This is a genomic window from Bradyrhizobium sp. S3.3.6 (assembly GCF_040546905.1).
GTDB lineage: Bacteria > Pseudomonadota > Alphaproteobacteria > Rhizobiales > Xanthobacteraceae > Bradyrhizobium > Bradyrhizobium cytisi.
In genome coordinates this window covers 90,384-105,916 of sequence record NZ_JBEPOT010000007.1, presented here as the reverse complement: position 1 = coordinate 105,916, position 15,533 = coordinate 90,384, and the positions used below count along the sequence as shown (strand labels likewise).

10 protein-coding genes and 1 pseudogene are annotated in these 15,533 nt (G+C 57.6%); 8 read left to right on the top strand and 3 right to left on the bottom strand.

The genetic code is table 11. From position 1 onward, the window contains the following. Positions 1-6: 6 nt before the first annotated feature. The 6 genes from ABID59_RS21135 (at position 7) to ald (ending at position 8,984) form a co-directional block, all read left to right on the top strand. Entirely contained in the window at positions 7-681 is a 675-nt protein-coding gene (locus tag ABID59_RS21135) for a GntR family transcriptional regulator (protein ID WP_354084637.1), read from the top strand. 504 nt (positions 682-1,185) lie between these two features. After that, positions 1,186-2,721, top strand: coding sequence for an AMP-binding protein (locus ABID59_RS21130; RefSeq protein WP_354084636.1), 1,536 nt, complete (start codon positions 1,186-1,188; stop codon positions 2,719-2,721). Positions 2,722-2,798: 77 nt separating this feature from the next. Beyond that, entirely contained in the window at positions 2,799-4,190 is a 1,392-nt protein-coding gene (locus ABID59_RS21125; RefSeq protein ID WP_354084635.1) for an amidase, read from the top strand. Between the two features lie 965 nt (positions 4,191-5,155). After that, positions 5,156-6,571 (top strand): amidase, encoded by a 1,416-nt coding sequence (locus ABID59_RS21120; RefSeq protein ID WP_354084634.1) that lies wholly within the window; start codon positions 5,156-5,158, stop codon positions 6,569-6,571. A gap of 310 nt (positions 6,572-6,881) precedes the next feature. Next, the gene (locus ABID59_RS21115) at positions 6,882-7,058 is read left to right on the top strand and encodes an amidase family protein (protein WP_354084633.1); all 177 of its coding nucleotides are present in this window, start codon (positions 6,882-6,884) and stop codon (positions 7,056-7,058) included. 813 nt (positions 7,059-7,871) lie between these two features. Then, the gene (gene ald, locus ABID59_RS21110) at positions 7,872-8,984 is read left to right on the top strand and encodes an alanine dehydrogenase (RefSeq protein ID WP_354084803.1); all 1,113 of its coding nucleotides are present in this window, start codon (positions 7,872-7,874) and stop codon (positions 8,982-8,984) included. Between the two features lie 257 nt (positions 8,985-9,241). Here ald and ABID59_RS21105 read toward each other — a convergent pair whose 3' ends face one another. After that, the gene (locus tag ABID59_RS21105; protein ID WP_354084632.1) at positions 9,242-10,921 is read right to left on the bottom strand and encodes an MFS transporter; all 1,680 of its coding nucleotides are present in this window, start codon (positions 10,919-10,921) and stop codon (positions 9,242-9,244) included. Positions 10,922-11,508: 587 nt separating this feature from the next. After that, complete coding sequence (locus tag ABID59_RS21100) at positions 11,509-11,985, bottom strand: Lrp/AsnC family transcriptional regulator (protein WP_148774816.1); 477 nt, start codon at positions 11,983-11,985, stop codon at positions 11,509-11,511. Between the two features lie 158 nt (positions 11,986-12,143). On the opposite strand from ABID59_RS21100, the gene ABID59_RS21095 reads away from it, so the two are divergent. Next, a complete protein-coding gene (locus tag ABID59_RS21095) occupies positions 12,144-13,652 on the top strand; it encodes an NAD-dependent succinate-semialdehyde dehydrogenase (protein ID WP_354084631.1) in 1,509 nt (502 codons plus the stop codon). Positions 13,653-13,664: 12 nt separating this feature from the next. Then, complete coding sequence (locus ABID59_RS21090; RefSeq protein WP_354084630.1) at positions 13,665-15,053, top strand: aminotransferase; 1,389 nt, start codon at positions 13,665-13,667, stop codon at positions 15,051-15,053. Here ABID59_RS21090 and ABID59_RS21085 read toward each other — a convergent pair. Then, positions 15,011-15,440 (bottom strand): annotated as a pseudogene (locus tag ABID59_RS21085) (transposase). The gene ABID59_RS21090 and the pseudogene ABID59_RS21085 overlap by 43 nt on opposite strands. Positions 15,441-15,533 lie beyond the last annotated feature (93 nt).

Below are 15,533 nucleotides of genomic sequence, written 5' to 3'. Positions count from 1 at the left end.
ATGGTCGTGGATTCCGCTTTGCTGACCAAGAAGCCATACCGAACAGAGGAGATCGCGCAGTGGATTCGCCACGAGATCGAGTCAGGCGCCTTTCCGCCAGGCTCGCGTTTGGAGGAGCGGCCACTCTCAGAACGGTTCGGCGTCTCGAAAACGCCGGTGCGCGAGGCCCTTATCCAGCTTTCTTCGATCGGCCTGGTTGAGTTGCGTCAGCGTCGTGGCGCTATCGTTACGCTGCTTAGCGTCGAGCAGGTGATCTCGATGTTCGAGGTCATGACCGAGCTCGAAAGCATGGCGGCCAGGCTCGCCGCGTCGCGGATCTCGCCTGACCTCCGGGAGGAGCTGGCCGAGATTCACCGGCGCAGCGCGGCATTCATTCCGACCCAGGATTTCGAGAAGTACGACGCGATCAATACGGAATTTCACGAGCTGATCTATCGCTGTTCGTGCAACGATTATCTCGAAACGAGCATCAAGGACGTCCGCGGTCGCTTACGCGTGTATCGCAGGTACCCCTTTCAGAAGCCAGGTCGCATCCGCCGCTCGTTCGCTGATCACGCCCAGATCCTCGAGGCCATATTGAGGGGCGACGAGGAGACGGCCGGGAGCGCGATGCGAGATCATATCAGCGTTGGCGGCCGCGTGTTCGCAGACCTAATTGTCGAAATGGGACGGCGCTCCTGACCAAGGACTGATCTGGAGGCCTAACAGCTCAACCCGCTGATTAGAATGGGGTCACCTCCGAGCTGCATTGAATCGAGTAAACGCGAATGACATCGGAAAACACCGATGGACACATCAAGCGTGGGCCAGCTTTCATCACCTCTCGACGCACAGCTACGTAACGTGGCGTCTCAACGCTGAGTGCAACTGGACGCACCGACGAAAAGCTGCATGAAGCGCCTCGCGCGCGCCGCAAAAGCCCCGAACCGTTGTGTAGCTCCTCCTGGCGGGAGAGGGCCGACTCGATCTCTGACAAATCCATTGCGGAAAATTAGGCTCATTCCCTTCCCTTTGAGGACGCACTCAAGGCTGCCACCAAAAGCTGTCATATTTTTTTCCTCTTGAAAGATATTTTTTTTACTCGTATTAAAACGTCAAAATTCGTTGAGAAGGCAGTTTAGGGGCTGCCCCACCACTGAGCGCGGGTTGCGCCCCGGAGACCCAAAACGAAGACGGCTCAAATCAATGACTGATGCAAATTTCTACCGGTTGTTCGAGACCTGGCTGCAACTGGAGCCAACCGGCGCGGTCTTCGAGCTCGAGACCGGCCAGACGCTCACGCGTGAATGGCTTCACGTCCTGTCAGGACGATATGCGAATGCATTGCGGCGATCCGGATGCGCAACCGGTGATCGCGTCGCGGTCCAACTGGAAAAGTCGGCGCACGCGTTCGCCTTGTACCTCGCCTGCTTGCGTGCAGGATTTTGCTATTTGCCGATGAACACCGCCTACCGGCCAGCCGAATTGGCTTATCTCCTGCAGGATGCTCAGCCGGCGGTATTCTTCACGGGACTAACCGCGGAAACTCTTGCGGCGGAGATCGTACCAGCGACAACGAAGGCCTTCACCTTCGGTCCACAAGGAGAAGGGACGTTCGCGGCCATCGTTGAGTTGGTAGATCCAACATACCGGACGATCGAGCTGACTGAAGGCGCCCCGGCCGCGCTTCTCTATACGTCCGGTACCACCGGACGCCCTAAAGGTGCTCTCATCAGCCATGGTGCGCTCTCGTACTCTGCGCAGACCTTGAGCGAACTCTGGGGCTTCTCCGCATCGGACGTTCTCCTCCACACTCTGCCGATCTTCCACAGCCACGGACTTTTCATTTCGTTCAACGTAGCTCTGGCAAGCGGAGCGCGGCTGCTTCTTCAAAGCAAGTTCGATGCTGCCGATGTACTCAAGGCCCTTCCCCGTTCGACCGTATTCATGGGCGTGCCGACCTATTACCATCGATTGTTGTCGAGCCCGTTGCTAAACAGTGATCGGTGCAGACGAGTGCGGCTTTTCGTATCGGGGTCCGCACCTCTTTCCGCGGATGTGCATGGCCAATTCGAAGCCCGCACCGGTCATCGTATTCTGGAACGTTATGGTTCGACGGAAGCAATGATCCTCTGCTCGAATCCCTTGGAAGGCGAGCGCAAGCCAAGTTCAGTAGGGCTTCCGATTCCTGGAGTCGATCTGCGCATCAGTGGAAGTAGCGATGAGGTTTTGAAAGCGGGAACTATCGGAATGATTCAAGCGCGAGGGCCAGGCCTGTTTTCCGGTTACTGGAATAGGCCGGACCAGACCCGCGCGGAATTCACAGCCGACGGCTTCTTCCGCACTGGCGATCTGGGATTTGTCGATGACCAAGGATACGTATCGATCACCGGCCGAGCCAAGGATCTCATTATCAGCGGCGGCTACAATGTCTATCCCGCCGAGATAGAAGCAGTGATCGACGAAATGCCCTCTGTTCAAGAGTCAGCAGTCGTCGGTGCTCCGCATCCCGACTTCGGCGAGTGTGTCGTAGCTTTCGTCATCCCTTCAGACAAAGAGCTCCCGCCGGCCGCCGGCGAAGTGATTCAGCGTGTCAAGGATCGTCTCGCAAACTACAAGGTCCCTAAGCAGGTGATCGTTGTCAATGAACTGCCGCGGAATACGATGGGCAAGGTTATGAAGAAAGAGCTTCGGAGCTCGCTCGCTGAGCCATCGCGACGCCTCGTCACCGGGGCCCAATAACACACTTCAATCGTTCAGCGCGGTTGGAGCAATCCTGTCTTTAGCTCATCCAACAACTCAACTCCGAGGATAATCCGTTGTCCGCCCAATATAGCCCCGCTGACTTTCAGCCTCTCACATTCCACGATGCGGTGCCGGCCTTTAAGGACGGTACGGACAACCCCCGCAAATACCTCGAGAGATGTCTTGAAACCATCGAGACCCGCGAACCGGTTGTCCGGGCCTGGGTCGAGATGAACATCCCGGCGGCGAGATCCGCTGCCGATGCCTCGACGAACCGGTATCAGGCCGGACGTGAGCTATCGAACATCGATGGTATGCCAGTCGGCATAAAAGACATGCTGATGACTAAAGACATGCCTACTCGCATGGGCTCGCCCCTATTCGAAGGCAATTACACCAAACAAGATTCTGCTTGCGTGCAAGCACTCAGGAGAGCCGGCGCCATTGTCCTCGGAAAGACGGTTACAACCGAGCTCGGTATGTCTCACCCCGGACCGACCACCAACCCGTTTGATCCGCTTCGTACCCCAGGGGGATCATCCAGCGGATCCGCAGCGGTGGTCGGTGCCCGCATGGTTCCTGCGGCGATCGGAACACAGGTCGTTGGCTCAGTGATCAGGCCGGCGAGCTTTTGTGCGAACTACGCGATTAAGCCCACTCTCGGCGCTCTTAATCGCGGGGAGCGGCTGGGTTTCAGCCAGAGCCATATAGGCATTCATGCTGGCGATCTTCAGGATATGTGGCAAGTTTCGATAGAAGTCGCCAAGAGGTCGGGAGGAGACCCCGGTTTTCCGGGCCTCTACGGCGGAACAGTGCTCCACGCCGCGGCGCGCCCAGCGAGGCTCATTGTGATGGAAGCGGAAGGAGCGCCAGAGCTGGATGAAGCCACTAAGGGAGCATTCGATAGTCTTCTGTCGGATCTCCACCGCGCCGGCGTAGAGATTATCGGCAGAACAGATCACCCACTCGTGGAGGCTTTTGAGCAGGCAATTAGCGAAAGTCTGGCGATAAGCCGGGACATTTGCGCATACGAAATGCGTTGGTCACTTGAGAACCTTCTCGAACAGTTTGGTGGAGGGTTGAGCGAAAGCCTTAGGTCGCGTCTCGATATCGCACGCAAGATGACGCTCGATGACTACCGTCTGGTACTCTCAAAACGTGACGCGGCAAGAGCAGCCCACCAGGAAATCTCGAACGTCGCCGATGCCATTATTTCTCCATCTTCCGTCGGTCCCGCGCCAACTTTGAACAACAAGGGCGTTGATTCCGGTGTCATACACACGACCGGCTTGCCTAACTACAATGCCGTCACCTCTGTGCTTGGTGCTCCAACCATCACAATGCCACTCCTTGCTATCCATGAGCTTCCCGTCGGGGTTCAGGTGATAGGGCAGCAGCATACAGACGACGGTCTAGCGGGAATTGCACGATGGATAAGCCAGACCATTCACGAGCGGCCCGTGTGAGCTCCAATGCTCTTTAAAAGGCGGCTAAGCAGGCGAGAACACGGTGGACGGTTCGCGAGGCGCGAGCTGCCGGAGTTCATGCGCAGTGCATCCAGCTCGGGACAAGAAGCGCGAAACGGCGTTTGCGCTTGGAGAGCTTGCGCTCGCCCGTCGAGATCGGATGAGGTCGACCCTGTAGTCACGCTACCAACCGAGACCCGGGACCAAGAAGACCGTGGGTTTAAGCCAGTCCATGCTGGGCGACACACGGCTGCAGCGCGCAACTATCTCGCGCCCAGGTGGCCGGAGCGGTGCCTCGCTCGCGAGTTGGTGTGCCCCATGAGAGTCCCTAGACATTAGTTGAACATCGGTTCACCGGATTGGATGAAGAACAAGACGATCTAGAAGTCGGCGGAGGCCGGTAGCATGCAAGCGCCAAACCGCAACTGGTGCTAATGCTCGCATCTGAGCTCCTCAACTGGCAGTTGGCAATGGGATCGAGCCGCGATCCGACCGATCGGTTCATATTAAGCATTACCAATTCTGCGCCGCTCCGAATATGGCCACTGGTCGTGCGTTTTCAGGCTGGCGTTGATTTTGAGTTCTTGGGCCGTGCACGTGGTGGTCTCCGGAGAGACGGCCTCCATCCGCCGAACGGATGGCATCCCATCGAAATGGCGGGATGAGATATGTAAAGACGATTTCCTGCGTATTGTCCGCCAAATAGGCAGGATATTCGCGTGTCTCTTTAAGTTCTTCGCCGTTTTCTTCTCAAGGACCCCGTAAGTTCGTTCCGCAGGCCGACAGGGTGTCTTATGAGAAATTCGAGGTGATCCGATCCACGCGACGATCAATCTTGCCTGCACTCGATCACAGTCGCTCAAACCGGTCGCAGTTCGAGACGCGGGAGCGGTTCCTATTTGCCCCCGCACTCTGCTTCACTCGACCACCTTTCGGGAATCGATAAGACAACTGGAGTTTTCGAAGTGCACGAGTTGATCCGTGACACAGCCTGCCGTATCGTCGAGAAGCTGATAGCGGGCGAGATCACGCCCATCGATCTTCTGGATGTGCTCGAAAAGCGAATCGCGGAAGTCGATAGTAAAGTCAATGCACTGCCTATCTTGTGTTTTGACAGAGCGCGCGACCATGCTTGCGCGCTGATGCATCAACCCGTTAGTCAGCGAGGTTGCCTAGCTGGTTTGCCGGTAGCAATAAAAGACCTGGTCGATGTCGCCGGCTTACGGAACACCCAAGGTTCGCGCATCTTCAGGGATAATACTCCGATCAGTTCGGACATTTTAGTCGACAGACTCGAGCGGAGCGGGGGCGTTATATATGCGAGATCGAACACCTCCGAGTTCGGCGCAGGCGCGAACACTGTCAACGAACTTTTCGGAGCTACGCTCAACCCTTGGAACGCTTCGCGCTCAGCCGCTGGTTCGTCTGGTGGCGCCGCGGCCGCCCTCGCCGCCGGGATGGCATGGCTCGCGCACGGCTCTGACATGGGCGGCTCGCTCCGAAACCCGGCAAGTTTCTGCGGTGTAGTTGGCCTACGGCCGAGCCTAGGTCGCGTGGCGCGAACCCCGAAATTCAAGATCGACCGCAACCTTGGCATCCAGGGCCCCATGGCGCGGACGGTCGAAGATGTCGCACTAATGTTGGACGCGATGAGCGGGGAACACCCAGGTGATCCGCTATCCCTTCCGTCACCATCTGAATCCTTTTTGGCGACCACGCGGAGCGGTAAGAGACCGAAGCGCGTTGCGTTTTCGTCGAATCTGGGCATTACGCCTGTCGACCCGCAAGTCGCAGCAGTGGCGGAAAGAGCTGCGCGGCGCTTCGCCGAGACCGGCGTGATTGTTGATGAGGCTCATCCGGATCTGCGAGAAGCCCATGAGTGCTTCCAGATCCTCCGTGCGTTCGACTTTGCTGTCAGCAAGGCTTCTCTTCTGCGAAACCATCGCGACCTTCTGAAGCCGGAGGTTATCTGGAACATCGAGGAAGGCCTGAAGCTATCCATGGAGCAGATCGAGCGCGCTGAGGCGCAGCGAGTGGCGATGGCTGCGCGGGTTCTCAAATTCTTCGAGGAATACGACCTACTCCTATCGCCCGCAACGATCGTGGAGCCATTTCCAGTGCGAGATCGCTACGTTTCGGAATGCAATGGCGAAAGGTTCGATAACTATATCGAGTGGGTCGCGATAGCTTTTGCGATCACACTCGTGTGTTGCCCGGCGCTATCTCTGCCCTGCGGCTTCACCGATTCGGGTCTTCCGGTTGGATTGCAGATGGTCGCGGCTCCTCGCGCGGACGGAGCGCTGTTGGCGGGCGCTAAGGAGCTCGAGGATATCTTGGGCCTCCGGGGCAGTACGCCAATCGATCCACGACCAGCAACTTGATTGTGGCTCAGTATGATGATGGTGCTTTTGCTGCGGCATATAGGTCTCGTAGATTAAGCAGACTGATCGCGCGCTTCGCAGTCTCCGGTGAGACGGCGTTATGAGACCGCTGTTCATCGATGTATTTGCCGCTGCTCGTTGGCTCGAGATGAACCACTTCGCGGACGGCGCTGCTGACTTATCATGTTTCTGCCTTTCAACAGTTTCACCGCTCGAATTGCACCAGATGACGAGAGGCGTGTTGGGGAGAGATGATGACGTTTGAAGAGCGACTCCACGCTGGCAATTCGTTTCCGTTAAGCTGGCTTCATTGCAGCGGACCGCAGGCGGCTCGTCGGGAGGCGCGGCAGTTGCCGTCGCGTGCGGGGTAGTGCCGATCGCGCGCGGAAGCGATGGCGGCGATCCATTCGAACTCCAGCATCTTGTTGCAGCGTGTTTGGCTTCCAGCCTACTCGTGGAAGGAGCCGGCTGGTGCATTCAAGGGTGACGGGTGGGGAGGGCTGGCCAGTGACGGCGTGATCAGTCGCACGGTACGAGACACTGCTCGGGCACTCGATCTGATTGGCGGGTTTGAGCCTGGTGCGCCTTATGCTTCTCCGAGCGGCTCAGTTTTCGAGGCATGCCTCGGCACGCCGTTCGGTCGGCCGCTCCGAATAACTGTCTGGCGAGATCCCTGGGGTCTTTGAGTGGATCCAATCTGCCTCAAGTGCACAGCAGATGATGGCCAGGTTGTGTGAAACTATCGGCCATGAAGTGGTCGAGATCGAGCCTCCTGATTTCGAATAATCTAAATTGATCGGCGCCATCACTACGATATTGGCTGCGAATATCACCTTGTCTGCTCGCACAAGGCTCGCATCGGAACAGCGGCACCCGAGGGCGGACGAACTCGAGCTGGCGATCCTGGACGGTTACCATCTCGGCAGCAGTTTGAGCGCACCCGACTACGCTTCGGCGACCAATCGGCTGCATACGACGGGGCGAATGATGGCGGGAATGATTGAAAAATGCGATCTTCTACTGACGCCCACTGAGTGGACTCGAGCAATTCTCGCCGAAGTGTCGAACGGCACAGTACCTTGTTGGATGCCAATCCGGTAGTTTCGTTTGAGAGAGGTGGTTGGTTTCGGACGGGCCCGAGCACGTGGTCTCGCGAATGCTCGGCGGCGGGCTCGTTCGGGCTGTTCGAAATCCTGCGCAAACGGAAAAACAAAGCTGTATTTCTACGCTGTTCCACTCTCTCCGAAGCTGGAACACCGCGATTTTTGATTACAAGGGCACATCGAACGAGGAGATTGATATGAAGGTCGGCGTTCCCAAGGAGATCAAAACACATGAATATCGTGTTGGTCTGACGCCTGGAGCCGTACGCGAGTATGTGAGCGCTGGTCACAAGGTCATGGTCGAGACCAATGCCGGCTCCGGCATCGGCTCGACAGATGATGACTATCGCAAGGCAGGCGCCACGATTGCAGAATCTGCTCGCGAAGTGTTTGCATCGAGCGAGATGATCGTCAAGGTGAAGGAGCCGCAGCCCTCCGAATGGGTACAGCTTCGAGAGAACCAGATACTTTTTACATACCTGCATTTGGCGCCTGATCCGGAACAAGCGAAGGGACTGTTGAAGTCGGGCTGCACGGCCGTCGCGTATGAAACCGTAACGGACGCGCAGGGCGGTCTCCCGCTGCTCGCGCCGATGAGCGAAGTTGCTGGGAGGCTCGCGATCGAGGCGGCCGGTACGGCGTTGAAGCGCTACGCAGGGGGCCGCGGACTGTTGATAGGTGGCGTTCCGGGCGTCCAGGCCGCCCGGATCGTTATAGTCGGGGGAGGCGTGGTCGGTACGCATGCCGCGCGGATGGCGGTCGGCCTTGGTGCCGAAATCACTGTCGTCGACCGGTCGATAAATCGCCTCCGTGAGTTGGACGAACTCTTCCAGGGGCGGGTCCGCACCAGGTTCTCCACGATCGAGAGCGTTGAAGAAGAGGTATTCTCCGCGGACGTCGTCATTGGTGCAGTCCTTGTGCCCGGAGCGAGTGCACCTAAGTTGGTGAGCCGCAAGATGTTGAGTTCGATGCGCAAAGGCTCTGTCATCGTGGACGTGGCCATCGACCAGGGCGGCTGCTTCGAAACGTCGCATGCGACCACGCATGCTGATCCAACATACGAAGTTGATGGCGTAATTCACTATTGCGTCGCGAACATGCCAGGGGCTGTGCCGCTTACCTCAAGCCACGCTCTGAACAATGCAACGTTGCCCTTCGGTCTTTCTTTGGCCAACAAGGGCTTTGCAGCGATTCTTGAAGATCGCCATCTTCGTGCCGGCCTAAATGTCTATCGGGGCCGTCTCACATATAAGGCTGTCGCCGAAAGTCTCGGCCTACCTTTTTCTCCGATCGATCAGGCTGCGGCCTGATCCCCAGAGGCTCCCTAGGGGGCAATTTCCTCCCTGACTTGGCGGGCCACTCCTTCGGGAGTGGCCCTTTTTTATCAACGTCTGTCATCAGGCCGATTCCGGACAGATCACCTGCGGAGTTCGGTTCACAGCGCTTCGACCTTATAAAAAGGGTTCTCCGGGTGGGTCAGCATCCTGCGCGTGTTGAGCTTCGCCCTGCCATTCCGCGGGCCGCCCCTTATGTCCGCTCACCTCCAAATTCCCGCTCTGCTTCTTGTTCAACTCCGAAGCAGTCGTTCACCGTGCATTGCATCCCTCGCGGCAGCATCGAGTAGGTCTTCTTTCCGGCGAACCGATCCAAAGGGGCGCTCCAGCATGCGCCGCACACGGATGGGCACTGGACCCATGTGAAACGCGGCCGCCTGTCTATCCAGGTCCCGCTCTGATTGGGTCGCGCGGTTACGCTGTCGCAAATAATCTAACCATGTTGGACAGTGATAGCGTTCGGTCCACAACTCCGGGTCAGCGATGTCTCGCGCGATAGACCAACCATACGCGCCGTTGCGCTTGCGCACCAGCTGCACGTCCTGCATCACTTTGTGGAAAGCTCGTGCGTTTACCTTTTCTACCCGATACTCAATTTCGACGACCAAAGGTCCGCTCCGAGCGGAAAGTTCGAGCCGAACCTCGGGGTCGGCCAATATTTCGGCGTCTTCTTCACGAGCACTTATGCGCGGCATGCGTAGCCACACACCGAGGACTGGTGATGCCATCATCAACCCAGCCGAGATCAAAAGGGCCGTTTGCACGCCGATTACGTCCGCCAGATACCCCCAAGCCCAGCTACCGACGGCGATCCCGCCAGATCCGGCCGCTTGGTACGCCGCCAGCGAACGGCCAGCGACCCAGCGAGGCGCCGACAGCTGAACTCCGATGTTGAAGAGCGCCCAAGCGATCATCCACACAGCACCGGCGAGGAATAATGCGACTATCGTCAACAGCGGCACGTCGCTCAGCGCTACTGCGGTAATCGCTCCACTCATCGACAAAGCACAGGCGCGGATCGCCGCTTCCCCGCTCATGTGTTTGCGTATAATCGTGATGTTAAGGGCGCCTACTACTGCTCCAAGGCCGAAAGCGCTGAGGATGATGCCATATGTTTGAGCGCTTCCCCGCAGCAGGTCGCGAGCTACTAAGGGCATCAGCGCGATGATTCCTCCGCCGATTACGCCCATCACCATTGATCGGAGCAGTACGATCTTGATCGACGGCGAATTGGCGATGTAGCGCACTCCCGAAACAATCGCCCGGCTTAGCCGTTCGGGTGGTAGACGAGCCGGTTCTGAGACGCGCTTCCAAAGAAAGAGCGCCAGAATCAGCGGGAGATAAAGCAAAGTATTGACCGCGAACGAAGCGACCGCCCCCGCGGTTGCGACGATGACTCCGCCGATAGCCGGCCCGACGCTGCGCGCAATGTTATAGCTGATGCTATTGAGCGCGACCGCGGCGGGAAGTGTCTCCGGTGGCACTTGCTCGCTGACGGAAGATTGCCAAGCAGGATCCATCAGGGCCATTCCGGTGCCCACCACAAAACATGAAATCAGCAGTAAATTTGGGGTGAGCAGGCCCATCCAAGCGAGCGTCGTCAATGAGGCCGCTCCGGTTAGCGCTATAGTAACGGACACCAGCGCCACGATGCGTCGGTCGTGCATGTCCGCAATCGCGCCGGCGGGCATCGAAATTAGCATCACGGGCAGCATCAGCGCGGTCTGGACGAGCGCGACCTTATCGGCTGACGACGTCATCTGCGTCATGGCCCACGCGGCGCCGACGCTCCGGATCAGCGCCCCCAGATTCGCAAGTACACTGGTGAGCCAGATCCTTCGGAAAGTGAGCTGGCGAAGCGGGGCTGTGATGCCATCCGAGCTAAATACCGGCGTCTTCAAGGACTGGCCCACCTCAAGTTCTGTGTTGCGCCGGAGGCCCCGATTGAAAGGCCGTGCTTGATATGCAGCAAGAACGAAGACAGTTGCCGCGCGCTACGCCCGAGGTCGACATAGTACCTGCGAGTCAATCTAGCGCCCGTGGATGCTGCGCGCCAGGTTCGTCTACGGCCCGCGTCTTTGGTTTCCCTCGCTGATGAGCGAACCCATTGGGCAAAGATTCGTAGGAAAAGTGCACCGATCTCGTCGCGGTTGAGGCCACTGAGTGCAAGCAAATTCAATTCGGTCGCGGGGCATCCTGTTTGCCGCCGTCTCAAGTCTATTCCTGCTTGATTCTGAAGTGCGAATTCGCCGCTGCACTTGCTCGAGCAAAGGTGAGCCAGTCGACGAACCGCGCGGCAGATGAGCTTCCGCCAAGTTCCTAGTTTATGCATCATCTCTCAAGCGAGTGGATGATCCGAGGATCCGCTTCAGACATAAGCCACCTTAGTCGGTATCGGCCACTTCATTGACTAACAATAGTGCACTCAAACGACGGTTTCGGGCTTTCTGCGCGGACGCACGATGAAAAACTTCGCATCATAAAGAGATACGTAGCCAAGCTAATCCTCTGACGGCGGTTCGATCGGAACGGCAAACCCGGCCTTCACGCGATCCATTATGACCATCGTCTTGAACCCCTTGATGTCCGGATTCTCATAGAAGAAGCGCCGCGTGAACTGCTCGTACTCTTCCATGCTGCGGGCCGTGATGTAGAGAACAAAATCGGCATCGCCGGTGACATAGAACCCATTGACGACCTCCGCGGACGACTTGATGGCCTTCTTGAACTTGTCGATGATGTCTGAGCGCTCCCGCTCCAGGCTCACTAGGACAAGCATCTGAATGGGTCTACCAACCGCCCTGGCGGAAACGATCGATACGTCGGCCTCGATGATCCCGTCGGAGCGCAGCCTCTTCAAGCGTCGTTGGCAAGCCGTAGCAGAAAGGCCGGCCATTTCACCGATGACTTCAGACGTCAGACGATTGTTCTTCTGTACGATCTCCAGAATGCGCGCATCGATCCGGTCGTATTGCATATCATCGTCCTCCAGCCTTTAGGTGCATTCCGTCGCAGAGCGTGCAGATGTTGCAGGAAATCCGCCCTGCGATAGGGAAATGTGACGCAAATCTCTGCGCACTATCAGTATCCTGAATACATGCACGATTTCAATATCGGACCTTGCGTGATGCGCAGATGAACCAGGCGACCCTTAACCAAACTGCCTCTCCCGCGGATCTTGCTGCTCGGTACCTCAGAAGCCTGCAACGGCGTGACTTCCTCTCGGGAGCGGCGCTGCTCGACGGGCGCTGGGTCGCGAACGGAGAGCGAGATCAAGTGATTGATCCCGCGACGGGGGAAGAAATCGCGGATGTTTGTCGCTGTAGCGCTTCAGATATGGACGAGGCGATTGGGGCGGCAGAGCGCGCATTCCCAAGCTGGCGAGAACTGCTTCCCGCCAGAAGAGGGGGCATTCTGAGGTCTTGGGCCTCATTGATGCTCGAACATGCCGAAGCGCTCGCGATCTTGGTGACGAGTGAACAGGGTAAACCTCTGTCTGAGGCCCGACAGGAAGTAGCTTATGGGGCCGGATTCCTCGATTGGTTTGCGGCCGAGGGTGAGCGCGCGTACGGAGAGACCATACCCAGCCACAAGGTAGGCAGTCTGCTTCAAGTACGGATGCAGCCCATAGGTATCGCAGCCGCGATCACTCCTTGGAACTTCCCGATCGCCATGATCACGAGAAAGGCAGGAGCCGCTCTTGCGGCCGGTTGCCCGATCATCGTCAAGCCCGCACCTGAAACCCCGCTTTCTGCGCTTGCGATCGCTAGGTTAGGCGAACAGGCAGGTCTCCCACCCGGCGTGCTTCAAGTGCTCGTTGGTGATTCAATCGAGCTTTCGCGCCCGCTATTGAAAGATCACAGAGTCCGAGCTCTTTCGTTCACCGGTTCGACCGATGTCGGGCGTCTTCTTCTCAAAGGAGCCGCCGAGAGCGTGAAGAAGGTGTCGTTGGAATTGGGTGGCCATGCACCTTTTGTGATTTTTGACGACGTCGACCTCTCCAAAGCGGTGGAAGGGGCTATGGCTGCAAAATTTGCCACCTCGGGACAAGACTGCTTGGCCGCCAACCGCATCTATGTGCAACGAGGGATTTATGCCGCCTTTGTTGACGCATTTGCCTCAAAGATCGGGCGACTCGAAGTCGGGCATGGACTAGAGCCATCAACCGATATCGGCCCAATGACCAAGCTTTCTGTTGCCGAGAAATGTAGGGCACACATTTCCGACGCGAGACAAAGGGGGGCGCGCGTTCTCTCGTCGAAAATTGGAAGAACTCTCGGCCCCAACTTCGTTCCTCCAACGCTTCTCAGTGATGTCACGGAAGACATGCTCATCGCTCGTCAAGAGACGTTTGGGCCCGTAGCAGCTGTGCTTCCGTTCGACACCGAAGAAGAAGTCATAGGCCGAGCTAACGCCAATGAATTGGGGCTGGCCGGATACCTGTACACGGACAGTGTCCGGCGAGCACTCAGAGTGTCCGAGCAGATCGAGTGCGGCATGGTCGGTGTCAATACCGCTTCGTTTACTGGGCCCCCTATACCATTCGGTGGTTGGAAACAATCGGGGCTGGGTCGCGAAGGGTCACGGCACGGATTGGCGGAGTACATGGAATTGAAATACGTCTGCTTCGGCGATCTGGTTTAGGGAGAATATGAAATGCTCGATATCAAAACCATTGCGGAACGTGATCGTTCGAGTGTTTTGCATCCCTTCACTCATCTGAAGGACTTCGCTACCGGAAAAGCGGGCGATCCTACGATCGTCACGGGCGGAAAAGGAATTAGCATCAAAGATGCGCAAGGTCGCACTTATATCGATGCCTTTGCCGGGCTTTACTGTGTGAACATCGGATACGGCCGAACTGAAGTTGCAGAGGCAATCGCGCGCCAGGCGTACAGTTTGGCGTACTATCATACGTATGCGGCGCACACGACCGAACAGCTGGCTACGCTATCGGATCGTCTCGTACGCATGGCCCCAGGCAAAGCGAGCAAAGTGTTCTTTGGACTGTCAGGGTCCGATGCCAATGAGACCCAGGCCAAGCTTGTTTGGTACTATAATAACCTGCGTGGTCAACCGAAGAAAAAGAAGATCATCTCGCGTGAGCGAGGTTATCATGGCTGCTCGGTAGTTTCCGGCTCGATGACCGGCATGTCCTTCTACCACGACCACATGGATTTGCCATTCCCGGGCGTTCTGCACACTGGGGCGCCGCATCATTACTGGCACGCCCACCCGGGTGAAACGGAAGCGGACTTTTCCCGCCGCCGTGCTGCGGAACTGGAAGATCTGATCCTAAGGGAAGGGCCAGAAACGATCGGTGCCTTCATAGCTGAACCGGTGCTAGGCACCGGGGGGATAACGCCGCCGCCTGAGGGATATTGGCGTGAAATCCAGGCGGTGCTCAGGCGGTACGACGTCCTCCTGATTGCAGATGAGGTAATCTGTGGATTCGGCCGCACCGGCGCAGACTTCGGCTGCACGCTTTACGAGATTGAGCCGGATCTGGTGACGGTCGCGAAAGGGCTTACTTCCGGCTATATGCCGCTGTCCGGAGCGATCGTCAGCGAAAAAGTTTACAAAGTCATGGAAGAGGCCTCCGATCGCGTGGGGGCATTCTCACACGGTTATACCTACTCGGGTCACCCGATCGCCGCCGCAGCTGCAAACGCGGTTCTCGACATCGTAGAGAAGGAGCGGTTGCGCGACCGGGCCAAAACCGTCGGGGAGCACTTCCAGAAGCGCCTGAAAGAGCGTTTCGCGCAATTGGAGATCGTGGGAGAAGTCCGAGGCGTCGGCCTACTCGGCGCCGTCGAATATGTTGCGGATCGCCAAACCAAGCGGCGATTCGATCCCGACCTAAAAGTTGGCGCGCGGATCTCCAAAGCTGCCCGTGATCGTGGGCTGATTGCACGAGCCATGCCGCATGGAGACATTCTGGGATTTGCACCCCCTCTGGTAGTATCAGAAGCTGAGATCGACGAGATCGTCGACCTGGCTTATCAGGCCACCAAACAAGTGATGGACGAACTCGCAAAAGAGTAGTCGGAGCGCTGTTTCCTGTGAGCAGAGGGTGAAGTGACCTGTTGTTCGATCGGATTGAGATCGGGACTGTATGGAAGCAGGAAGAGCAGATGCGCTCCGGTGGCGCGGATGGTATTGCGGGCGGCCTTGCCCTTGTGACTGCCGAGATTGTCGAGGATGACGACCTGCCAGAGTTGGCGCCAACACCTTCTCGACATAGAGGGTGAAGAGTTCACCATTGATGAGACCGTCGATGACCCATGGTGCGCTGATCTGATCGTGCCGCAGCGCCGCAATGAAAGTCATGGTCTCCCAGTGGCCGAAAGGCGCAGATGCCTGGAGCCGGCGCCCACTCGGACCCCAGCCGCGCAGTGGTGCCATGTTTGTCCTGAGCCAGGTCTCGTCGATAAGATCAGGCGTGAAGCGTCGATCCTGCCTTGATGGGCCCTCCAGCGCGTCCGTTTACGGGCGACGTCGGAGATCTTGTTCGCCCGGCAGATC

Coding starts and splice junctions, on each gene's coding strand:
- ABID59_RS21100 (WP_148774816.1), bottom strand. CDS start 11,985: ATGCAATACGACCGGATCGATGCGCGCATTCTGGAGATCGTACAGAAG.
- ABID59_RS21090 (WP_354084630.1), top strand. CDS start 13,665: ATGCTCGATATCAAAACCATTGCGGAACGTGATCGTTCGAGTGTTTTG.
- ABID59_RS21130 (WP_354084636.1), top strand. CDS start 1,186: ATGACTGATGCAAATTTCTACCGGTTGTTCGAGACCTGGCTGCAACTG.
- ABID59_RS21095 (WP_354084631.1), top strand. CDS start 12,144: ATGAACCAGGCGACCCTTAACCAAACTGCCTCTCCCGCGGATCTTGCT.
- ald (WP_354084803.1), top strand. CDS start 7,872: ATGAAGGTCGGCGTTCCCAAGGAGATCAAAACACATGAATATCGTGTT.